This window comes from Blastococcus sp. CT_GayMR16, from assembly GCF_004570875.1.
Classification (GTDB): domain Bacteria; phylum Actinomycetota; class Actinomycetes; order Mycobacteriales; family Geodermatophilaceae; genus Blastococcus_B.
In genome coordinates this window covers 252,926-274,114 of record NZ_SPQK01000003.1, presented here as the reverse complement: position 1 = coordinate 274,114, position 21,189 = coordinate 252,926, and the positions used below count along the sequence as shown (strand labels likewise).

The following is a 21,189-nucleotide window of genomic DNA, read 5'->3' as shown; positions in this document are numbered from 1 at the left end:
CCGCTCCTGAGTCGGCGCCGGGCGGATCTGAGGTAGCCCGCCCGCCGGGAACGCGTCCGCGGCCCGATCCGGACCGGGGGGCCTCAGCGCGAACCTGGTTCCAGCGCCGGAAGGGCATCGCATACAGTCGAAGGGACTCGCCATGAACGACTACGAGATCATCTGCAAGGGCACCGTCATCATCGGCTCGCTGCAGTCCGACGCCTCCGCGGTCCGGTCGTGAGCGCCGCTCCCGGCACGATGCGCAGTGCCCTCCGGCACGGGTCCTTCCGTCGGCTGCTGGTCGGTCTCGCCGTCTCCCAGGCGGGGGACTGGCTCTACAACGTCGCGCTGCTGGCCTTCGTCTACGAGCGCACCCACAGCGCCGGCTGGCTGGCCGTGACCACCGCGGCGCGGATCGCACCGATCGTCGTCTTCGGCCCACTCGGCGGAGTGCTGGCCGACCGCTTCGACCGCCGCCTGGTGATGATCGTGTCCGATGTGCTTCGGGCCGGCTGCATGCTCGCCCTCGCTGTCGTCGCGCTGACCGGGCTGCCCGTGGTGCTCGCGCCGGTCCTCGCCGGGCTGGCGACGGCGGCGGCCGCCCCGTATCCGTCGTGCACGGCGGCCACCACCCCGCGGCTGGTGCCCGACGCCGATCTCCCCGGGGCCAACGCGGCGCGGTCGGCGATCGGCATGGGCGCCGTGGCCGCCGGCCCGGTCGTCGGCGCGGCCTTGCTGTTCCTCGGCTCGCCGGCCACCGCGTTCCTCGTCAACGCCGGCACCTTCGGCTTCTCCGCGTTGGTCGTGCTGTCGATCCCCGCCGGGCCGGCGTTCCGGCCCGGGCAGCGCGGCGCGGAACGGCAGAGCGTGCTCGCCGACGTCGCCCTCGGCGCCCGGGCCCTGCGGTCGCACCCCGTCGCCGTCCGCGTCCTGGGCGCCGACGTCGTCTGCAGCGTCGTCTACGGCATGCAGACGGTCCTGCTCCTGTTGCTCAGCCGCGCGTTCGGCTTCGGCGCCGCCGGCTACGGCTACGTCCTGGCCGGCCTGGGCGTCGGCGGCATCCTCGGCACGTTCGCCGCCGGGCGGGCCGCGGCGAGTGAGCGGCCGCGAGCCGTGCTGGCCGGGGCGCTGTTGCTGGTGGCGGGACCGTCGGCGCTGATGGCGTTCACCTCCTGGCTGCCGGGCCTGCTCGGCTGGGCCGTCGTCTCCGGTGCCGGCGCCGTCCTGGTCGAGGTGCTCTGCGAGACGGCGCTGCAGCGCGATCTGGACGAGGACGTCTTCGCCCGTGCCTACGGCGTCGCCCTGCCTGTCTCCCTCGGCGGCATCGTGGCCGGCTCGCTGGTCGCGGCGCCGCTGGTGATGCTGGTCGGGCTGACCGGGGCCGTCGTCGTGACCGGTGCGCTCGCCGCCGGGTACGCCGGCATCGTGGTCCTGCCCCGCCGGGCCGTCGGCCGGCACCGGGCGCCCCGCCGGATGGCCGAGGTCGTTCCGGCCTGAGCTCAGCTCACGGGGAGCGCGAAGACCAGCAGCGAACTGGACGCCGTCGCCACCGTCTTTCCCTGGGCGTCCAGGATCTCCCCCTCGGCGAAGGCGACCCGCCGGCCGGGCTTGACGACCCGCCCGATGGCGGTGAGCGGCCCGCTGGACGCGTGCACCGCCCGCAGGTAGTTCACCTTGAGCTCGATCGAGGTGTAGGCGAAGCCCCGCGGCAGGGTGGTGTGGACGGCGCACCCGGCGACGGTGTCCAGCAGCGTGCAGACCAGCCCGCCGTGGACGACGCCGATCGGGTTGTAGACCGACTCGTCGAGGGTGCAGCCGAACTCCACCCGGCCCTCCTCGAGGGCGCGGATGTCGAACTGCATGAGCATGGCGATCGGCGGGGGCGGCAGGACGCCGTCCCGGATCGCCTCCATCGTCTCCAGGCCGGAGCGCTCCATGGCGCCGGCGGCGGTGACCAGCGGGTCGTGCCAGGTGACCGTCCGGGAGCGCGGCTGGCCCCATTCCGCGGGGGTGGTCAGCTCGGGCGCCTCAGCGGTCATCGTCGTCCTCTTCGAGGGGGAGGCCGGAAAGCGCGCGTCCGGCAGGGGTGAGCACCCGCTGGACGCGGGAGGCGTTGACCGGTTCGCCGCAGGTGCGGCAGATCCACGCGGCGTCGACGACGTGGTCGGCGTGCGGACCGGGGGAGTGGTGCAGTTCGACCGGCGGGGCATCGGCGACCCACCGGTCACCCCACTGGAGCAGTGCCTGGAGCACCGGCAGCAGGTCGCGGCCGGACTCGGTGAGGTGGTAGCCCGACCGCGGGGGAGCGTCGCTGTAGGGCCGCTTCTCGACCACACCCGCGGAGACGAGTGCGGTCAGGCGGGCCGACAGCCGGTCGCGCGGGGCGCCCGTGCCGCGGGCGATCTCGCTGAACCGGTGGTTGCCCAGGGAGATCTCCCGGATGACGAGCAGGGCCCACCGCTCGCCCACCAGTTCCAGGGAGGCGGCGATCGAGCAGGGCCGGCCGGGGAGGTCCGCGAGGGGATAGTGGGCGTGCACGTCCCTAGGTTTGCACATCAAACCGACCCGCCGCCACCGACCTTTCCTGCTTTTGGTACCAAAAGCAGGAAGGGTCGGTGGCTCAGCTCTTCGGGCGCACTCCGGCCCGGAGCGCGCCGAGCAGGTCGTGGTTGAGCCGGGAGATGGTCTCCATGGAGATGCCCTTGGGACAGGACGCCGAGCACTCGCCGATGTTGGTGCAGCCGCCGAACCCCTCGAGGTCCTGCTGGTGGACCATGTTGACGACCCGGTCGTCGCGCTCGGGCTGGCCCTGCGGCATGAGCCCGAGGTGGGTGACCTTCGCGGCGGTGAACAGCATCGAGGAGGCGTTCGGGCACGCCGCCACGCAGGCGCCGCAACCGATGCAGGTGGCCGCGTCGAACGCCGCGTCGGAGTCCTTCTTCGGCACCGGCGTCGAGTGGGCCTCGGGCGCGGTCCCGGTCGGGACGCTGATGTAGCCGCCCGCCTGGATGATCCGGTCGAAGGCCCGCCGGTCGACGGCGAGGTCCTTGATCACCGGGAACGGGCTGGCCCGCCACGGCTCGATGTCGATCGAGTCGCCGTCCTTGAACGAGCGCATGTGCAACTGGCAGACGGTGGTCTGCTGCGGCCCGTGTGCCTGGCCGTTGATCATGACGCCGCACATGCCGCAGATGCCCTCGCGGCAGTCGTGGTCGAAGGCGACCGGGTCGTCGCCGTCCATGATCAGCCGCTCGTTGAGCACGTCGAGCATCTCGAGGAAGGACATGTCCGGGGAGATGTCGCTGACCTTGTAGGTCACCATCTTGCCCTTGACCGACGGGTTGCTTTGCCGCCAGATCCGCAGGGTCAGGTTCATGCCGCGCTTCTCCGCGGCGGCGGGGGTGCCGGCGCTCGCGCGGGTGGCGCCCTCACGTGTGGCTGTCACTTGTAGCTCCGCTGGGCGAGGTGGACGTACTCGTACTCGAGGGCTTCGCGGTGCAGGACCGGCGGCTCGTTCTCCGGCGTCCACTCCCAGGCCGCCACGTAGGCGAAGTTCTCGTCGTCGCGCAGCGCCTCGCCCTCGGGGGTCTGGCTCTCGGCGCGGAAGTGGCCGCCGCAACTCTCGTTGCGGTGCAGGGCGTCGATGCACATCAGCTCGGCCAGCTCGATGAAGTCGGCGACCCGCCCCGCGTGCTCGAGGGTCTGGTTGAAGGAGTGCCAGTCACCGGACACCTTCAGGTTGGTCCAGAACTCCTGGCGGATCTCGGGGATCCGGTCCAGCGCCTTGCGCAGGCTCTCCTCGGAGCGCTCCATGCCGCAGAGGTCCCACATCAGCTTGCCGAGCTCCCGGTGGAAGGACGCCGGGGTGCGCGTGCCGTTGATGCTGAGCATCTTCTGCACCTGCGACTGGACACCCTGCAGCGCCTCGACGGCGGCGGGGTGCGAGTCGTCGATCTTGTCGAACGGGCCGTCGGCGAGGTACTCGGTGATGGTCGCCGGGAGGACGAAGTAGCCGTCGGCCAGGCCCTGCATGAGGGCACTGGCGCCGAGCCGGTTGGCACCGTGGTCGGAGAAGTTGGCCTCGCCGATGACGAACATGCCGGGGATCGAGGACTGCAGGTCGTAGTCGACCCACAGACCGCCCATCGTGTAGTGGACGGCGGGGTAGATCCGCATCGGGACCGAGTAGGGGTCCTCGCCCGTGATCTGGGCGTACATGTCGAAGAGGTTGCCGTACTTGGCCTCGACCGCCGGGCGGCCGAGCCGCTCGATGGCCTCGGCGAAGTCCAGGTAGACGCCCAGACCGCCGGGGCCGACGCCGCGGCCCTCGTCGCAGACGTTCTTCGCCTGCCGCGACGCGATGTCGCGCGGAACGAGGTTGCCGAACGCGGGGTAGAGGCGCTCGAGGTAGTAGTCGCGGTCGCCCTCGGGGATCTCCCGCGGGTCGCGCTCGTCGCCGCGCTCCTTGGGCACCCACACGCGGCCGTCGTTGCGCAGCGACTCGCTCATCAGCGTGAGCTTGGACTGGTAGTCGCCCTTGACCGGGATGCAGGTCGGGTGGATCTGCGTGTAACAGGGGTTCGCGAAGTACGCGCCCTTCTTGTGTGCCCGCCAGATCGCCGTGGCGTTGGAGCCCTTGGCGTTGGTGGACAGGTAGAAGACGTTGCCGTAGCCGCCGGTCGCGAGCACGACGGCGTCCGCGTAGTGCGTGCTGATCTCGCCGGTGACCAGGTCGCGGGCGACGATGCCGCGGGCCCGCCCGTCGACGATGATCAGGTCGAGCATCTCCGTGCGGGAGTGCTGCTCGACGTTCCCGGCCGCCATCTGCCGCTCCAGCGCCTGGTAGGCGCCGTACAGCAGCTGCTGGCCTGTCTGGCCGCGGGCGTAGAACGTGCGCGAGACCTGGGTACCACCGAAGGAGCGGTTGTCGAGCAGGCCGCCGTACTCGCGGGCGAACGGGACGCCCTGGGCGACGCACTGGTCGATGATGTTGACGCTGACCTCGGCGAGGCGGTGCACGTTGTTCTCGCGGGACCGGAAGTCGCCGCCCTTGACCGTGTCGTAGAACAGCCGGTGCACGCTGTCGCCGTCGTTGCGGTAGTTCTTGGCGGCGTTGATGCCGCCCTGCGCGGCGACGCTGTGCGCGCGGCGCGGGCTGTCCTGGTACCAGAAGGACTTGACCTTGTAGCCGGCCTCGCCGAGCGTCGCGGCGGCCGAGCCGCCGGCCAGGCCGGTGCCGACCACGATGATCGTCATCTTCCGGCGGTTGGCCGGGTTGACCAGGCGGCCGCGGAACCGGCGCTCGCTCCAGCGCTCGCCGATCTCGACGTCCGTCGGTGCCTTGGTGTCGGCGATGGGCTCGCCGACGTTGAAGAGTTCGAGAGGCATGAGGAGTGCGTTCCTGTCCTTAGTCCACGAGCCCGAAGACGACGGCGGCCGGCACGACGAGGTAGCCGGCGATGAGCAGGGTCGCGAAGGCGACCGCGAAAGCGTTGACCGTGCGCTCCCGGCGTCGGTTGCTCTGGCCGAGCGTCTGGGTGGCGCTCCACACGCCGTGCCGCAGGTGCATACCCAGCAGGATCAGCGTCACGACGTAGACGGTCGTGGCGATGGGGTTCTGGAAGCTCGCGACCAGGCGGTCGTAGGGCGTGGAGTCGGTGCCGTCGGGGTTCGCGACCCCGAAGGTGAGGTCGAGGATGTGGTAGACGATGAACAGGCCGATGATCACGCCGCCCCAGCGCATGGTGCGCGAGGCGTAGCTCTGGACCACGGACTTCTTCGTGACGTAGGCCTGGGGCCGGGCGCGCTTGGCCTGCCGCCACAGCGAGATGGCCGCCCACATGTGGGCGACGACGGATACGAGTAGGCCGACCTCGATCGCCGTCAGCAGCGTGCGCGGCGGCAGGGCCGGCTCACCGAAGCTGCGCAGCCACTGGGAGTAGTCGTTGAACGACTCCGCGCCCTGGAACACGTGCAGGTTGCCGATCATGTGAGCGATCAAGAACAGCAGCATCAGAATGCCGCTGACCGCCATGACGACCTTCTTGAAGACCGAGTTGGTCTTCGCCGCCTTGGGGGTCCTCCGCCGGACCGAATCCGTCACCGTCACCACAAGGAACAAGCTAGGTCCCCCCCGGGGTTGCGGCCAGGTAAACACGGGGTGACTCAGCTCATGTAAGGCTGCCCTCACCAGCGGTGCGGCCGTTAGGGTCGAGCGTTGCGCGGCCCGGGGGCTGGGTTGCCGCGCCCGCCCTGGGGGAGGACCACAGGCATGGCCACTGCCACGCGAGGATTCTTCGGCCGCAAGCGCGACCGCGATCCGCGGCTACCGCCCGGTCAGTACGACGTCGGCTCCGACTGGCCGGTGCTGACCGCCGAGCCGACGCCCCGGATCGCCCCCGAGACGTGGAGCATCACCGTCGACGGCAAGGTCGAGACGCCGACCACCTGGACCTGGGACGAGGCGCACAAGCTTGCCGCCTCGGAGTACCGCGGCGACATCCACTGCGTCACGACCTGGTCGAAGTTCGACACCCAGTTCGCCGGGGTCAGCGTCGACACGTTGCTGGAGGCCGCCCGGCCGACCGACGAGGCGCACTTCGTCATGGCGACGTCGAAGACCGGCTACACGACCAACCTGCCTCTGGAGCACATCACCGGGGGCAAGGCCTGGGTCGTGTGGGAGTTCGACCACAAGCCGCTGCCGATCGAGCACGGCGGTCCGGTGCGGCTGCTGGTGCCGCACCTCTACTTCTGGAAGAGCGCGAAGTGGGTCACCAAGCTGACCCTCATGACGCGCGACCAGCCCGGCTTCTGGGAGCAGAACGGCTATCACGACCTCGGCGACCCGTGGCGCCAGCAGCGGTACCAGGGTGACTGACGCCGAGGTTCTCGGCCCCGGGGTCGCCGGCGCGCCGAGCGGCGGATGGCGGACGGCGACGGTGTCGGGCGTTCGGCGGCCGATCCAGCGCTCGGTGGAGCTGCGCCTGGACGTGCACGACCGCGTCGACCACCTCCCGGGGCAGCACTACGTCGTCCGGCTCACCGCCGAGGACGGCTACACGGCGCAGCGCTCGTACTCGGTGGCGTCGGCTCCGGGGGACCCCCTGGTCGAGCTGTTCGTCGAGCGGCTGGACGACGGCGAGGTGTCGAGCTACCTGGCCGACGTCGTCGAGCCCGGCGACGAGCTGGACGTGCGCGGGCCGATCGGCGGCTGGTTCGTGTGGGACGGCGAGACGCCCGCGCTGCTGCTGGCAGGCGGCTTCGGCGTGGTCCCGTTCATCGCGATGCTGCGGCACGCCCGGGCGCTGGGCCGCGCGGATCTGCTGCGCATCGCCGTCTCCAGCCGGACCATGGCGGAGCTGCCCTACGCCGAGGAGCTCATGGACACCGGGGCGCTGATCGTGCTCACCCGCGAGGCGCACGGCATCCGGCCCGCCGGGCGGCTGACTGCCGGCGAGCTCATCCCCCTGTGGGAACCCGGCCAGACCGGCTATGTCTGCGGATCGGCGTCCTTCGCCGAGTCGGCCAGCCGCATCCTGGTCGACCTGGGTTTGCCCGCGGCCGACGTCCGGGTCGAGCGGTTCGGTCCGAGCGGGGCGCCTGCCTGAGCGGGAGCGGTAAGCGGTCCGCGGCGGGCCGTCGTCGCTACGCTTCCGGGTAGCGCGACGCCCCTAGGCGGGAGACGGCTCATGGCCGATGACAGCGACCTCCGGCGGGATCTGCTCTGGCGCATCGACACGCGCCGGGCCTCGGTGCAGGCGTTCCTCCGCGAGCACCGGCCGCGCACCCGGCGGCGGGCCACGATCACCGTCGTCCTGAGCTCGCTGGCCGCCCTGTTCACCGCCGGCCCCGCCTTCGGCGGCGAGCCCTTCGCCGAAACGGTGCAGAACACCCTGGGCCTCGCCAGCGACAGCTACGTCTGGCGGACGCTCTGCCTGCTCGCCCTGCTGGTGTCGGTCAGCGCCGCGGTGCTGACCAACCTCGGCAAGGCCCAGGACGACGTCGCGCGGCTGAGCAGCGCCGAGGCCGCCAACACCGAACTGGAGGGCCTGGCCGGCCTGATGCACTTCGGCCACCTGTCGGTGGAGGACGGCGTCAAGCTCTACCAGCAGTACATCGTCAAGATCCCGTTCGTGGACGACCGGCCCGCCCCCTGGCCGGGCCAGTACGCGCCACCTCCTGCGCCCGGTCCGTACGCCCCGCCGCCTCCACCGGCCGCAGGTCCGTACGCGCCGCCGCCCGGCCAGTACCCCCCGCCGCCCGGTCGCTGAACGGCACGGGGCCGGGCCCGCGATGCGGACCCGGCCCCGTGCCGTGCGAACCGCTCAGACCGACGGCGGCACCAGGGAGGCGGCCACCAGCGGCGTGCGGTCCCAGGCCCGGTGCAGGCCCAGCGCGGCGATCAGCCCGGCGGCCAGCTTGGCGCTGGCCTTCTTGCCGGTGAGCACGCCCGGCGCCTCCGGGTCGATGCCGGCGGCCGCGAGGACCTCGACGCCGTCACCCCAGGCGCCGACGGCCTTCAGGTGCCGGAACGTCTCCTGGAGCATCACGAGGGCCCGGAAGTCGCCGTCCTTCGGTGCGCCGTCGGCGACGACGATCGCGTCGAACTCGATCGAGCGGCCGGTGGCGAACGTCCGCTCGACGATCTCCACGTTCTTGCCCTTCGCCAGCTGACCGCCGTTGGGGGCGATGACCCGCAGCAGCGCGCCCTCGGCCTCGAGCGCCTTGCGCAGCGTGGCGATGCCGTCGAGGTCCGCGCCCGGCCCGGCCACCACGCCGACGATGCGGCCGGCGATCGGGAACGGCGTGGGCTTGATCTGACGGAGCGCGGGGGACTCCGCGATGTGGTCGACCGGTTCCGGGGCCGGCACCGGCAGCCCGAGACCCAGGGCGACCTGGGTGCACAGGTTCTCGTCGAGCTTCGCGAGCACGGTCAGCGCGCGCTCCTTGATCCCCTGCTCGTAGCACTTGCCGAGCTCGAAGGTGTACGCGTCGATGATGTGCTGCTGCTCGATGCTGGTCAGGCTCGCGTAGAACATCGCCGCCTGCGAGTAGTGGTCGTCGAACGACGACGGCGCCGCGCGGACGACGTCCCCCTCGACGTGCCGCGGGACGTTCACGTACCCGCCCTCGGCCCAGTCCGACGGGAACGGGACGCCGTCGTCGACGCTGTTGGGCGTGTACGGCGCCACCCCCGTGTGCACCGCCTGCTGGTAGAAGCCGTCCCGGGTGTTGTCGTTGACCGGGGCGTGCGGACGGTTGATCGGGATCTGGGTGAAGTTCGGGCCGCCGAGGCGGGTGAGCTGGGTGTCGAGGTAGGAGAAGTTGCGGCCCTGCAGCAGCGGGTCGTTCGTGCTCTCGATCCCCGGCACCAGGTGACCGGTGTGGTACGCGACCTGCTCGGTCTCGGCGAAGAAGTTCGTCGGGTTCCCGTTGAGCACGAGCGTGCCGATGATCTGCACCGGCGCGAGCTCCTCCGGCACGATCTTGGTCGGGTCGAGCAGGTCGATGCCCTCGAACGTCTCCTCCGGGGTGTCGGGGAAGACCTGGATGCCGAGGTCCCACTCGGGGAAGGCGCCGTTCTCGATGGCGTCGTAGAGGTCGCGGCGGTGGAAGTCGGGGTCGAAGCCCGCGGCGATCTGCGCCTCCTCCCAGGTCAGGGAGTGCACCCCGAGCCGCGGCTTCCAGTGGAACTTGACCAGCGCCGTCTCACGATTGTCGTCGACCAGCCGGAAGGTGTGGACGCCGAAGCCCTCCATCGTCCGGTAGCTGCGGGGGATGCCCCGGTCGCTCATGTTCCAGATCGTGTGGTGCGTGGCCTCGGTGTGGAGGGTGACGAAGTCCCAGAAGGTGTCGTGCGCCGACTGCGCCTGCGGGATCTCCCGGTCGGGGTGCGGCTTGCCGGCGTGGATGATGTCGGGGAACTTGATCGCGTCCTGGATGAAGAAGACCGGGATGTTGTTGCCGACGAGGTCCCAGGTGCCTTCCTTCGTGTAGAACTTCGTCGCGAATCCGCGGGTGTCCCGGACCGTGTCGGCCGAGCCGCGCGAGCCCAGCACGGTGGAGAACCGCACGAAGACCGGCGTCTCGAGGCCCTTCTCGGCCAGGACCGCGGCCCGGGTCACCTTTCCCGCCGCCCCGTTCGCCGTGAAGACGCCGTGCGCCCCGGCGCCGCGGGCGTGCACCACGCGCTCCGGGATCCGCTCGTGGTCGAAGTGCATGATCTTCTCGCGCAGGTGGAAGTCCTCGAGCAGGACCGGCCCGCGCGGACCCGCCTTGAGCGAGTGGTCGCTGTCGGGGATGCGGACGCCGTTCGGCGTGGTCAGCTTGTCGCCGCCCTGCTCCCGTGGGTCGCGGCCCGTCTTGGGTCCGTCGTAGCCGACCCCGGTGGGGCTCACGGTGCGGGGGGCCTTCTGGTCGGGCTTGCGTGCGGGGGGCATCGGTGCTCCTGAAGTGTCGGATCCTGGACTCGTCGTCGCGCTACCCCCTGGGGCACAACCGAACCGCCGCCTGCCACAGGCCGGAAGGGGACGAGGGGCGCGCCTCGCACACCGGAAACCTGCAGGTGGCCATGCTGACCCGGTGATCGAGCTGACGGGGCTGACGAAGGCGTACGGCACCCGCGTCGCCGTCGACGACCTGACGGTCACGGTCCACCCGGGCCGGGTCACCGGCTTCCTCGGTCCCAACGGCTCCGGCAAGACGACGACGATGCGCTGTGTCCTCGGGCTGGCCCGGCCCACGTCCGGGACGGCGACCGTGCTCGGGCAGCCCTACCGCGAGCTGGCCTCCCCGATGCGCCGGGTGGGGGCGCTGATCGACCCGCGCGCCCGGCATCCCGGGCGGACCGCCTACCGCCACCTGCTCGGGCTCGCCCAGAGCAACCGGCTGCCCGCCGCACGCGTCGACGAGGTGATCGAGCTGGTCGGTCTGGAGTCCGTGGCCGACGACCGGGTGCGGAGCTTCAGCCTCGGCATGGGCCAGCGGCTCGGGATCGCCGCGGCCCTGCTCGGCGACCCCGACGTCCTGCTGCTCGACGAACCGGTCAACGGGCTGGACCCCGAGGGCATCCGGTGGGTGCGGGAGCTGCTGCGCGAACTGGCCGACCAGGGGCGCACGGTGCTGGTCTCCAGCCACCTGATGAGCGAGATGGAGGACACCGCTGACCACCTCGTCGTGCTCGGGCGCGGTCGGTTGCTGGCCGACGTCCCGATGGCGGAGCTCCTCGGGGCGCACTCCGCCGTCCGCGTGCGGACCCCGCAGGGACCGATGCTGGCCGACGCCCTCCGACGGGCCGGCGGCCGCGTCGAGCTCGAGATCGACGGCGCGCTGCGGATCGAGGGCCTCGAGCTCCCCGAGGTGGGGGACGTGGCCTTCCTCGCCGATGTGCGGCTGCACGAACTGAGCCGGGTGACGGCGTCGCTCGAGGCGGCCTACCTCGCGCTCACCGACGACGCCGTCGAGTACCGGGCGACGACCCCGTGAGCCGGGCGGTGCCGTTCGGGTCCGTGCTGCGCAGCGAGTGGACCAAGCTCTGGTCGGTCCGCTCGACGTGGTGGTGCACGGCGGTCTACCTGATCGTCGTCGGTGCCTCCGGCTGGCTGGCCGCTGCAGGGACGGACACCTCACCGCGTGCCGACGTCGCGGTGCAGACCGCGCTCACCGGCTTCGGCGTCGGGCAGCTGACTCTCGTCGTCCTCGGGGTGCTCGTGGTGAGCACGGAGTTCGCGTCCGGGATGGCGCTGGTGACGCTCGTCGCGGTGCCGCGTCGCACCCGGCTCCTGCTCGCGAAGACCGTCGTCGTCCTCGCCTACTGCCTGGTCCTCAGTGCGCTGCTCGCGGTGGTCTGCGCGCTCGCCGCCCGCACGCTGACGTCGGTGCCGGGGGGTGTGCAGCCCGGCGATCCCGACGTCCTCCGGACGCTGGGGCTACAGGTCGGTGCGGCCGGTCTGGTCGGCGTCCTCGGGGTGGCCCTCGGCGCGGTGCTGCGCTCGACCGCCGGTGCGGTCGGGGTCGGGGTCGCGCTGGTCTTCGTCGCCCCGCCGGCCCTGGCCCTCGCCGGCGGCGACCTCGCGGAGCGCGTCTCGCAGGCGCTGCCCGCACTGCGCGTGGGGGAGGACGCATTCCTCGCGGTCTCCACGACGTGGCCGGTCGGGATGGCCGTGGTCGCGGCCTGGTCGGTCGGCGTGTGGCTGCTCGGCGCCGTCCTGCTCGAGCGCGGCGACGTCTAGCCCCCCGGACCCGGCCGGCGCGTCCGGGGCCCGAGCATCCGGGTGAGCTGCCGCCCCCGGTCGAGGATCCCCCAGCAGGTGATCCGCACCAGGGATTCGACGACGATCCGGCCGCTCAGCTTGCTGGTGCCCAGTACCCGCTCGACGAAGGTGATCGGCACCTCGACGACGGCGCATCCGGCCGACACGGCGCGCCGGGTCAGATCGATCTGGAAGCAGTAGCCACGGGACACCACGCGGCGCAGGTCCAGCTCCTCGAGCACGGAGCGGCGGTACGCGCGGTAGCCGCTGGTCGCGTCCCGCACCGGCATCCCCAGCGCCAGCCCGGTGTAGGCGTTCCCGGCCCGCGACAGCCAACGCCGTCTCCGGGGCCACTCGAGGACCCGTCCACCGGCGATCCACCTCGAACCGAGGACGACGTCGGCCTGCTCGAGTGCTCGGAGCAGGAGGGGAAGCTCCTCGGGCTGGTGGGACCCGTCCGCGTCCATCTCCACGAGGACGTCGTAGCCGCGCGCCAGCCCCCACGCGAAGCCGGCCCGGTAGGCGGCGCCGAGCCCTTCCTTGGCCGGGCGCGCCAGAATGCTGATGGCGGGTCGTGGCGGGCGAGATCTGCCGCGACCTCACCGGTGCCGTCCGGAGAGCAGTCGTCGACCACCAGGAGGGCGGCGCCGGGAACGGACCGACGGATGCGGGCCGTGATCCGTGGCAGGTTCTCCCGCTCGTCGTAGGTCGGGATGATCACCAGGGTGCGCGTGGTCGGGGTGGACGCGTCCGCACGAGGGGCGATGCGAGGCCGGCCGCGAGCTCCGGCCGCGACGCTCATCCCGGCCCCAGCGGCAGGCACCCGCCGAGTCGGCCGCCCTCCAGGATCAGTCGCCCCAGGGCTCCCCACGCCGCTCCGTAGTACGTCGGGTGGTCCCGCTGGATACGGTCGGCGTCGAGCAGGTGGCCCCTGGCGCCGTCGCCGTCCCCGGCCGCGGCGGCCACAGCCGCCTGGGCGATCGCCGCCACGACGGAGTCCCCCTCGGCGAGAGGGGTGCCTCCCAGGTCGAGCTCCGCGGCATTGCCGGCTCGGCTCAGTGGCTCGGTCAGCCCGGCGGCCACAGCCCAGTCCGTGGGCGTGCAGGACTCCGCGAGGCGGATCGGGGTGCGTGCCGCGTCATAGCCGTAGCGGACGCTCTGCCCCCGACCCTGCGCGCCCGGCATCGCGTCGACACCCCCGTCCGGTCGGACCTGCGCCCAGTCCGGCGGCAGGTCCGCGCGGGTCAGCATCGCCACCGTGACCGCGCGGCTGCCCGCGTCGAGCTCAGCCCAGCGGGGATCCCCCGAGGACTCTGCAAGGAGTGCCGTAGCTGCCGGTGAGTAGTAGCTCGGGTTGTAGGCAAAGGGGGCCTGGGTGGCCCAACTGCCGGCGACGAGGATCCGCCCCGCACCGGTCACGACCGTCTCCAGGTCGAGCACGAGTCGCCCCAGCTCCGTCCCCTCGGCCATGAGACGCGGATCGGCGAAGGTCCGGCCCGCCACGAGCAGCGCCCGGGCAGCATCGAGGTCTGCGTCCGAAGCGGACTCGGCGTCGACGACTGCGCCGTCGGACCAGCGCCAGCTCAGGAGTCCGTCGGGACGGCGCAGGTTCTGCTTCGTCCATGACCACACCCTGTCGAACGCCCCGCGGTCACTGACGGCTGCCGCGGCGAGCATTGCGTACGCCTGTCCCTCGCTCACGGTGTCCCCGCCCTGGTCCAGGCGGACGACCCGGCCGGAGTCGTCGACGTAGGAGGCGAGGAACGCCTCGGCCGCCTGGCTGCCGGTCAGCGGGGCGGCGGCCGTCGAGGTGGGTTCGGCCGCCTCGGCCGGCGCGGGGGACTTCCCGGACGTGCACCCGCCGAGCAGCATGAGCGCCGCCGCCGAGATCGCCGCCGCTCGCCGCCGGCCGCCCGGTTGCGGGGGCATCCGAGACCCCGGAGACCTCCGGGGCGTCATGGGACGGCGCTCGACGCCGTCGCGGTCGCCGCCGTCGCGGGCCCGGCCGCACCCGTCGCGACGTCGGGATCGACCACTGCTACCTCGAGCACCTCGACCATCCCGGTGCCCGTGCCGAAGGCCACCACCGTGCTCGCGTGCCGGATGGCGTCGTCCAGCACCGGAGCGTCGCCCAGCAGCCGGCGCATGGACTCGGTGACGACGACGTAGTCGTAGTCCGACCACCCGTCGGGCGCGCGGCCGACCACCGACGGGTCGGTGTCGACCTTGTAGTACCAGACGACTCCGGCGCGGTCGAAGCCCGCGCGCACCAGGTCGACCCACATCGCGTCGTCGACGATGAGGCGGTCGTCCCGGTCGGCGTGCTCCTCCAGCCACTCCTGCGCCTGACGCATGGGCCGGTCCTGGTCGGTCGTGAGGAGGGCGTCCAGCGGCGCCTGCCAGGACGCGCCGGCGAACCCCACCCCGGCCGCCGCGACCGTCGCCACGGCCGTGAGCCCGAAGCGCCGGGCATGCGGCCGGGCCGACCGCAGCGCTCGTCCGAGGAATGCCTCCACCGTCCCGGGTACGAGCAGCGCCGCGAGCGGGATCAGCGGCACGACGTAGGGGACCGGCAGATAGCCGGGCCGGAACATGAATGCGACCAGCGTCAGGAACGCCGCGGCGAGGGGCAGCAGGTGACGGACGTGCAGGGCGAACCGCGCGGCGAGCAGTGCGGCGACGATGAGGAGCGGGTCGAGGCGCCACCAGATGCCGACTGTCGCGTAGGCGGCGCTCGAGGTGTCGGCCAGCCAGCCGCTGCCGGGCCGGTCGACGAGCTGGAACCAGACGCCGTCCCAGAGGCTGGTCCGGCCCGCGCTGGGCAGCAGTTCGTGCTTGAGGGCGGCCATGAGGACGTAGACCGAGCCCACCAGCACGAAGACGGTCCCGGCGACGGGAAGCACGTAGCGGCGTGTGCTGGGGTGCGCCCCCCGCCACATCTGCCAGGCGAGGAAGGGGAGGAACAGGAGGTAGGTCTCCTTGGTGAGGACGGCCACCCCGAATGCGGCGGCAGCGCCGGCGTAGCCGGCGAGCTGCTCGCGGCGGGGCAGCGCGAGGACGAACGCGGCCAGCAGCCAGGGCGTGGCGATGTTGTCCAGGTACACCGAGCGGTGGAACTGCACGGCCAGAGGCGAGAGCGCGAAGATCGCGACAGCGGCCGCCGCCGCCGGCCGGGACATCTCCAGCCTGCGGGCCAGCAGCCAGAGCAACCCGGCAGCCACGAGCGTGCAGACGAGCATGAACTCGCGTCCGGCCGTCACCGCCTCCTCGTAACGCGAGAAACCCGCGGTGAGCTGGGTCCATCCCGCCATCTGCAGCCAGCCCAGGGGCGGATGGTCGTAGAAGTAGGTGTAGTGCGCGAGGTCGCCGTACGTGCCGACGGCGAACGCCTGCGCCACGTACGTCCCCTCGTCGTCGAAACGCTGGGGTGCGCCGGTGAGGTTGATCCCCTGGACCAGGCCGGTGAGCGCCAGGAGCGGAACGAGCCACAGCAGGGATCGCAGCCGTGCGCCGCCCCGGGGGCGCGGCGGCTCGGCACCCTCCGGGAGTTCGTCGCCCGGGAGCCGAGGAAGGGGGCGGACCGCCGACGTGGCCGGGCGGGACAGCGTGACGGCCGCCATCAGACGGCCTCGCGCTCACCGAGGGAGACCGCGTTCGCGGTCTGCAGCTGTGGCCGCAGCTGCGCCACGACCGGCAGGCTGCGGTGCACGTTGCTGTGCTCGGTCTTCTCCCACGACCCGTCACCCCGCAGTTCACGGACGACCGAGCGGATCGCGGCTGCGGCGAGGAAGACCTGGTAGGGGAAGCTGCCGAGCAGGAGGCGGGCGTAGTCGCGCATCCGGATGCGCATGCCGTAGACGCGGCCGAAGTCCCCGAGTCCGGCCACCTCGACCACCAGGGAGACGACAGTCGGGGCCAGCGGCAAGAACGTCAGGAGCGCGATCGGGGTGGGCACCTTCGCGGTCAGCATCAGCAGCACCGAGATCGGGATCATGACGCCCGTGGCCGCCTGCAGGAACGGCATCGTCAGCAGGTAGCGGGCCATCAGCCGTTGACGGAAGGTGGGCAGCCGCCGCCACTCGCCCTTGCGGAGCACCTGCAGGAAGCCCTGGTTCCACCGGGTGCGCTGCTTGTAGAGGCTCTTCAGCGAGCCCGGCGTCTCCTCCCGGGTCGCGACCTCCGGGTCGTAGGCCACCACGACCCTGGCCCCGTTGGTGGACAACCGGACGCCGATCTCGCAGTCCTCGGCCAGGCACTCCGCATCCCAGCCGCCGGCGTCCCGGATCAACGCCGTACGGATGAAGACGGTGTTGCCGCCGAGCGGGATGAACCGGGCCTGGGCGTGGAAGTGCAGTCGGCTGCGGAACCAGAAGTAGTACTCCATGCAGTTGCGAAGGGACCACCAGCTGGTGCGCATGTTCATGAGCTGGACGCCGCCCTGCACGACGTCCGCGCCGGTCTCGGTGAAGCGGTTGTCGATCAGCCGGAGAAGCTGCGGATGCACGTCGTCCTCGGCGTCGAAAACGCCCACGACATCGCCCCGGCACTCCTGGAGCGCGCGGTTCAGGGCCTTGGGCTTGTTCTTGGGCACGCTGTCGTCCACCACGACCCGCACGCGCGACGGGTGGCGCGCAGCGGCCGCCCGCGCCACCGCGTCGGTTCCGGGATCGTCGTGGCCGACGATGGCGATGACTTCGTAGCGCGGGTGCTGCAGGGCGGCGAGCGCGTCGAGGGTGTCGCCCAGCACGCCCTCCTCGTGGCGGGCGGGGACCAGGAGGGAGAAGGTGCGCTCGGGCAGGCGGTGCCGACCGGAGAACCCGGTCGCGGCGAGGCTCTGCGGACTGCGCCAGGCGTGCAGCATCCAGGCGACGGTGGTCACGGCAACAGCGGTCAGGAAGAGAGAGACCAGGACCAGGAAGGTCAACCCGGCGACCGCCCACGCGTCGAGGCCGGATTCCGAGACGCGCGCAGCCGGCTCCACTGCGGCGCGAGCGACCGAGGGCGACAGCAGGACGAGCCCCGCCGTCCCGAGCAGGCACGTCAGCAGGCGCGGCGCACGTCGCGGAGCCGACCGCCGCGCCCGGTCGGCGCGTTCGTGGCTCCGGCTGTCGTTCACACTCACAGGAGGGCCTCACGTTCTGTAGCCGGGCGCGCTGCGGAACCCGTGTTCTGCTCGACAACCGTGCGGCAGCGGGAGTGCCCATGGGGCAACGTCATGTCGAATTCACGCGGGCTTCGCACCTCGGGCAGTCCGTCCATCCGCCCCGACTGGCCGCTCGCGTGCCCCCCAACCGCGCCTCGCCGTGACGCTCGGTCACCGACGAGGTCGATGGCGCGCAACCGGACCGGCGAGTCGGCACGTGTGGCCGTGCCCGTCGGCGGATAGCCCGGGGCACGTCGAGACCGGGGTGCCTCGACCCCGCGGGACAGAAGCGGTGAAGGTCACAAGCGCTGGTCCGGGTGCCGTTAACGCGCCGTTGTCACGGGTGACTCCCACGAGCCGCCTCGCCGGTCCGGGGCGTCTAGCCGCGAGCCGCCCGCCAGATGGCCTCGACGTAGAGGTCCGTGGCCGCTCGCTGGAGGAGGAGGCTCAGCGGACCGGCCAGCCGGGCCAGCCGCGAGGCCAGCCGGAAGGACACGCGGATCTCGTAGACGACGTCGCCGTCGGGCAAGAGCCGGACCAGGAAGCACTCCTCGCCGCTCTCCGGATGGCCGGGCAGGGTGCCGTAGGCGAAGCCGCGCTCGTCGCCCTCGGTCTGCGCCTCCACCACGCGGCAGGGGATGTCGTAGCCCAGCCTTCGCAGGCCGGCGGTGAGGACGACGACGGTGCCGGGCTCGGTCGCCGGGCCCGTGGCCCGGACCCGCAGGCCGGCACCGCGCTGGGCGCCCCAGTCGAACACGGCGGCCGCCGCCCGCTCGAAGTCCTCCCGACCGTGGCCGACGACGGCGCTGCGATCGGCCCGGCGGTAGCCGTCGGGCACCTGCCCCGTGCGGGCGGCACCGACGGCCTCGTAGGTGAGCGGGGCGCCGCGCAGCCGCTCGGGGTCAGCCGCCCTCAGCAGGCCCATGCACGCCCCGTCCGGGCTGCGTTCGTCACGGCACGAGTCTCCCTGCGACGGCGTCCGGCCGCGCGGCGGTAACGTCCGCCGCACTGTGCTGCCCTCCGTCACCGCCACCCGCTACGTCACCCCGCTGCGCGAGGGTGGCTCGCTGCCTGGGCTCATGGAGGCCGACGACCTGGGCACCTACGTCGTCAAGTGGCGCGCTGCCGGGCAGGGCGTGAACGTGCTGGTCGCCGAGGTGGTCTGCGGTGAGCTGGCCCGGGCGCTCGGGCTGCCGGTCCCCGCCCTCGTCACCGTCGACGTCGCCCCCGAGCTCGCGGTGGGGGAGCCGGACGTCGAGGTGCAGGAGCTGCTGCAGCGGTCGGCCGGGCGCAACCTGGGGCTGGACTACCTGCCCGGGGCGCTGGACTTCGAGGCCGGCGCCGACGGCGTGGACCCCGGCCTCGCCGGCCGCGTGCTGTGGTTCGACGCCCTCGTCGGCAACGTCGACCGGTCCTGGCGCAACCCCAACATGCTGTTCTGGCACGGCCGGCTGCAGCTGATCGACCACGGTGCCGCGCTGACCTTCCACCACCACTGGCCCGGCGCCGCGGCGGCGGTCAGCCGTCCCTACGACGCGTCCGCGCACGCGCTCCTGGAGTGCGAGCCGCAGGTGCCGGCCGCCGACGCCGAGCTCGCGCCCCGGGTGACCCGGCCGCTGCTCGACGAGGTCCTGGCGCAGGTCCCCGACGAGTGGCTGGTGGACGAGCCCGACGCGCTGCGCACGAGGTACGTCGACCAGCTGATGGCCCGCCTGGGCGCCCGCGACGCCTGGCTGCCGGGTGTGGTCGCCACGGCCGAGGCCGGTGGGGGTGGCCGTCGCCGTGCACCGCGCGGGGAGAACCGGCCGGCGTGGCTCGGTCCGCCGCCGCCGGAAGGAGTGACCCAGCGATGAGGGACACGTTCGAGTACGCGGTCCTGCGCGTCGTCCCCAGGATCGAACGGGGGGAGGCGCTGAACGCCGGCGTGCTCGTCTACTGCCGGCAGCGCGACTACCTCGGCTCCCGCGTGCACCTCGACGTCGAGCGGCTGCGGGCGCTGGACCCCACCGCCGACGCCGAGGCGATCGGCCGGGCGCTGCAAGCCGCCGCCGACATCTGCGCCGCCGAGCCCGGTGCCGGTGCGGCCGGCCGGGAGGCGCTCGGGTCGCGGTTCCGCTGGCTGACCGCGCCGCGCAGCACGGTGATCCAGCCGGGTCCGGTGCACACCGGCCTCACCGACGATCCGGACGCCGAGGCCGACCGGCTGCTGCGCCTGCTCGTGCTCCCCGTCACCGACTGAGGTCGGCTCCGCTGCAGGGTCCCGCCGCGAGCTTGCGAGCGGTGGGGGGCAGGGGGGTCCTGCAACTGTCGGTGGGCGGGTGTACTCCCGCTGCATGCAGATTGCCGCCGTCGCCGTGAGCGCCACGGACCTGTCCCGCGCCGTGTCCTTCTACGAACTGCTCGGCTTCCGGTTCCCTCCGCTGGAGGCGGACACGAAGCACATCGAGGCCGACTGGGACGTCCGGCTGATGATCGACGAGGCCGCGTTCCTCGCGGAGCTGCACGGCGAGCCACCGCGCGCCGGCAACACCGCCGGCTTCGCGGTGTTGTTCGACGCGCCGGCCGACGTCGACGCCGCTGCCTCGCGGGTCGCCGACGCCGGTCACACGGTCGTCACAGCGCCCTACGACGCCCCGTGGGGACAGCGCTACGCGACCGTGGCCGATCCGGACGGCTACCGAACCGACCTCTTCTGCGTGCTCTGACCAGCCTCGATACAGCGGCTGTAGTCAGGGCAGCAGGACGTCGATCCGCCGGGCCAGCTCCAGGTCGAGCTCGGTCAACCCGCCCGCGGCGTGGGTGACGACGCTCAGGTGCAGCGTCCGCCAGCGCAGATCGATGTCGGGATGGTGGTCCATCTCCTCGGCGACGTCGGCGATCGAGGCGATCGCGGCGACGGCGTCCCGGAAGCTCGGCAGCTCGGCGGTGCGGTGGATCCCTTCGCCGTCCCCCGACCACTCGGGCAGCCCGTGCAGGGCGGCGGCGATCTCGTCGGGGGAGAGGCGCGGCGGACGCGGCATGCCCCCATGGTGACGTGCTGGAGCGGCCTCGGTGCAGGGTCCCGCCGCGCGCTTGCGAGCGGTGGGGGCAGCGAGGTCCTTCGTCAGGTGTGGATACCGCACTCGGTCTTGGTGCTGCCTGCCCAGCGGCCGGCGCGGGGGTCCTCGCCCGGCGCGACCTGGCGGGTGCAGGGCGCGCAGCCGATCGACCCGTAGCCGAGCTCGAACAGCGGGTTGACCGGGATCTGGTGCTCGGCGACGTAGGCGTCGACGACGTCCTGGGTCCAGGCGGCCATGGGGTTGACCTTCACCATGCCGCGCTTGGCGTCCCAGTCGACCAGCTTCGTGTTCACGCGGGTCGGCGACTCGTCGCGGCGGATGCCGGAGCCCCAGGCCACGTACCCGGACAGGGCCTGCGCGAGCGGCTTGACCTTCCGCATCTCGCAGCAGAGGTCGGGCTCGCGGTCGTGCAGCTTCGGCCCGAAGGAGAGGTCCTGCTCGCCGACCGTCTGTGGCGGGGTGACGTTGACGAGCGTGATCGGGAGGACCGAGCTGATCCAGTCGCGCGTGCCGATCGTCTCGGCGAAGTGGTAGCCGGTGTCGAGGAAGACCACGTTGACGCCGGGGATGACACGGCTGGCCAGGTGGGAGAGCAGGCCGTCGGCCATCGAGGAGGTGATCGCGAACTCGGCGCCGAACGTGTCGCCGGCCCAGGCCAGCACCGCGAGGGCCTGCTCCACCGGGTCGGCGATGCCCTCGAAGAGGGCGTCAGCCGCAGCAGCGGTCTCCGGCGTCGGTCGGACGGCCATCG

Annotated in this window: 21 protein-coding genes and 1 pseudogene; 9 read left to right on the top strand and 13 right to left on the bottom strand. The window is 72.4% G+C overall.

What is annotated here, in order from left to right; all coding sequences use genetic code 11:
• The first annotated feature begins 219 nt into the window (after nt 1-219).
• Nucleotides 220-1,479 (top strand): MFS transporter, encoded by a 1,260-nt coding sequence (locus E4P38_RS06110; protein ID WP_135130869.1) that lies wholly within the window; start codon nt 220-222, stop codon nt 1,477-1,479.
• 2 nt (nt 1,480-1,481) lie between these two features.
• Here E4P38_RS06110 and E4P38_RS06105 read toward each other — a convergent pair whose 3' ends face one another.
• From E4P38_RS06105 to E4P38_RS06085, 5 genes are all read right to left on the bottom strand, one after another.
• Nucleotides 1,482-2,021 (bottom strand): PaaI family thioesterase, encoded by a 540-nt coding sequence (locus E4P38_RS06105; RefSeq protein ID WP_135130868.1) that lies wholly within the window; start codon nt 2,019-2,021, stop codon nt 1,482-1,484.
• A complete protein-coding gene (locus E4P38_RS06100) occupies nt 2,011-2,520 on the bottom strand; it encodes a helix-turn-helix domain-containing protein (RefSeq protein ID WP_245160830.1) in 510 nt (169 codons plus the stop codon). Before E4P38_RS06100 ends, E4P38_RS06105 begins: the two co-directional genes overlap by 11 nt.
• 82 nt (nt 2,521-2,602) lie before the next feature.
• Nucleotides 2,603-3,358, bottom strand: a complete 756-nt coding sequence (locus E4P38_RS06095) for a succinate dehydrogenase/fumarate reductase iron-sulfur subunit (RefSeq protein ID WP_135130939.1) — start codon at nt 3,356-3,358, stop codon at nt 2,603-2,605.
• 65 nt (nt 3,359-3,423) lie between these two features.
• Nucleotides 3,424-5,370: a fumarate reductase/succinate dehydrogenase flavoprotein subunit gene (locus E4P38_RS06090; RefSeq protein WP_135130866.1), complete on the bottom strand. Its 1,947-nt coding sequence runs from the start codon at nt 5,368-5,370 to the stop codon at nt 3,424-3,426.
• 19 nt (nt 5,371-5,389) lie between these two features.
• The gene (locus tag E4P38_RS06085) at nt 5,390-6,091 is read right to left on the bottom strand and encodes a succinate dehydrogenase cytochrome b subunit (protein WP_245160828.1); all 702 of its coding nucleotides are present in this window, start codon (nt 6,089-6,091) and stop codon (nt 5,390-5,392) included.
• Between the two features lie 162 nt (nt 6,092-6,253).
• Between E4P38_RS06085 and E4P38_RS06080 the strand changes: the two genes are divergently transcribed.
• The 3 genes from E4P38_RS06080 (at nt 6,254) to E4P38_RS06070 (ending at nt 8,255) form a co-directional block, all read left to right on the top strand.
• Nucleotides 6,254-6,862: a sulfite oxidase-like oxidoreductase gene (locus tag E4P38_RS06080; RefSeq protein ID WP_135130865.1), complete on the top strand. Its 609-nt coding sequence runs from the start codon at nt 6,254-6,256 to the stop codon at nt 6,860-6,862.
• The gene (locus E4P38_RS06075) at nt 6,855-7,592 is read left to right on the top strand and encodes an FAD-binding oxidoreductase (protein WP_167760463.1); all 738 of its coding nucleotides are present in this window, start codon (nt 6,855-6,857) and stop codon (nt 7,590-7,592) included. The genes E4P38_RS06080 and E4P38_RS06075 overlap by 8 nt, the downstream gene beginning before the upstream one ends.
• Before the next feature lie 81 nt (nt 7,593-7,673).
• Complete coding sequence (locus E4P38_RS06070) at nt 7,674-8,255, top strand: hypothetical protein (protein WP_135130864.1); 582 nt, start codon at nt 7,674-7,676, stop codon at nt 8,253-8,255.
• A 54-nt stretch (nt 8,256-8,309) separates the two neighbouring features.
• Here E4P38_RS06070 and E4P38_RS06065 read toward each other — a convergent pair whose 3' ends face one another.
• The gene (locus tag E4P38_RS06065) at nt 8,310-10,424 is read right to left on the bottom strand and encodes a catalase (protein ID WP_135130863.1); all 2,115 of its coding nucleotides are present in this window, start codon (nt 10,422-10,424) and stop codon (nt 8,310-8,312) included.
• 142 nt (nt 10,425-10,566) lie between these two features.
• On the opposite strand from E4P38_RS06065, the gene E4P38_RS06060 reads away from it, so the two are divergent.
• The gene (locus E4P38_RS06060; protein ID WP_135130862.1) at nt 10,567-11,469 is read left to right on the top strand and encodes an ATP-binding cassette domain-containing protein; all 903 of its coding nucleotides are present in this window, start codon (nt 10,567-10,569) and stop codon (nt 11,467-11,469) included.
• Nucleotides 11,466-12,215, top strand: coding sequence for an ABC transporter permease (locus tag E4P38_RS06055; RefSeq protein ID WP_135130861.1), 750 nt, complete (start codon nt 11,466-11,468; stop codon nt 12,213-12,215). The genes E4P38_RS06060 and E4P38_RS06055 overlap by 4 nt, the downstream gene beginning before the upstream one ends.
• Here the strand turns inward: E4P38_RS06055 and E4P38_RS06050 are convergent.
• The 5 genes and pseudogenes from E4P38_RS06050 to E4P38_RS06030 all read right to left on the bottom strand — a co-directional run bounded on the left by E4P38_RS06050 (nt 12,212) and on the right by E4P38_RS06030 (nt 18,304).
• Nucleotides 12,212-13,038 (bottom strand): annotated as a pseudogene (locus E4P38_RS06050) (polyprenol monophosphomannose synthase). The gene E4P38_RS06055 and the pseudogene E4P38_RS06050 sit on opposite strands and share 4 nt — an antisense overlap.
• A complete protein-coding gene (locus E4P38_RS06045; protein WP_167760462.1) occupies nt 13,035-14,165 on the bottom strand; it encodes a glycosyl hydrolase family 8 in 1,131 nt (376 codons plus the stop codon). Before E4P38_RS06045 ends, E4P38_RS06050 begins: the two are co-directional and overlap by 4 nt.
• Before the next feature lie 26 nt (nt 14,166-14,191).
• Nucleotides 14,192-15,856 (bottom strand): glycosyltransferase family 39 protein, encoded by a 1,665-nt coding sequence (locus E4P38_RS06040; RefSeq protein ID WP_135130859.1) that lies wholly within the window; start codon nt 15,854-15,856, stop codon nt 14,192-14,194.
• A complete protein-coding gene (locus tag E4P38_RS06035) occupies nt 15,856-17,352 on the bottom strand; it encodes a glycosyltransferase family 2 protein (RefSeq protein ID WP_209308959.1) in 1,497 nt (498 codons plus the stop codon). The genes E4P38_RS06040 and E4P38_RS06035 overlap by 1 nt, the downstream gene beginning before the upstream one ends.
• Nucleotides 17,353-17,758: 406 nt before the next feature.
• Nucleotides 17,759-18,304 carry a DUF1990 domain-containing protein gene (locus E4P38_RS06030; protein ID WP_135130858.1) on the bottom strand — a complete coding sequence of 182 codons (546 nt, stop codon included), beginning with the start codon at nt 18,302-18,304 and terminating at the stop codon, nt 17,759-17,761.
• A gap of 85 nt (nt 18,305-18,389) precedes the next feature.
• Between E4P38_RS06030 and E4P38_RS06025 the strand changes: the two genes are divergently transcribed.
• From E4P38_RS06025 to E4P38_RS06015, 3 genes are all read left to right on the top strand, one after another.
• Nucleotides 18,390-19,232: a HipA family kinase gene (locus tag E4P38_RS06025; protein WP_135130857.1), complete on the top strand. Its 843-nt coding sequence runs from the start codon at nt 18,390-18,392 to the stop codon at nt 19,230-19,232.
• On the top strand, nt 19,229-19,618 hold the full coding sequence (locus E4P38_RS06020; protein ID WP_135130856.1) for a DUF3037 domain-containing protein: 390 nt from the start codon (nt 19,229-19,231) through the stop codon (nt 19,616-19,618). The genes E4P38_RS06025 and E4P38_RS06020 overlap by 4 nt, the downstream gene beginning before the upstream one ends.
• 94 nt (nt 19,619-19,712) lie before the next feature.
• Nucleotides 19,713-20,084 (top strand): VOC family protein, encoded by a 372-nt coding sequence (locus E4P38_RS06015; protein WP_135130855.1) that lies wholly within the window; start codon nt 19,713-19,715, stop codon nt 20,082-20,084.
• A gap of 24 nt (nt 20,085-20,108) precedes the next feature.
• Here E4P38_RS06015 and E4P38_RS06010 read toward each other — a convergent pair whose 3' ends face one another.
• Both E4P38_RS06010 and E4P38_RS06005 read right to left on the bottom strand, forming a co-directional pair.
• Entirely contained in the window at nt 20,109-20,399 is a 291-nt protein-coding gene (locus E4P38_RS06010) for a 4a-hydroxytetrahydrobiopterin dehydratase (protein ID WP_135130854.1), read from the bottom strand.
• A gap of 83 nt (nt 20,400-20,482) precedes the next feature.
• Nucleotides 20,483-21,187 carry a phosphoadenylyl-sulfate reductase gene (locus tag E4P38_RS06005; protein ID WP_135130853.1) on the bottom strand — a complete coding sequence of 235 codons (705 nt, stop codon included), beginning with the start codon at nt 21,185-21,187 and terminating at the stop codon, nt 20,483-20,485.
• Nucleotides 21,188-21,189: the final 2 nt, after the last annotated feature.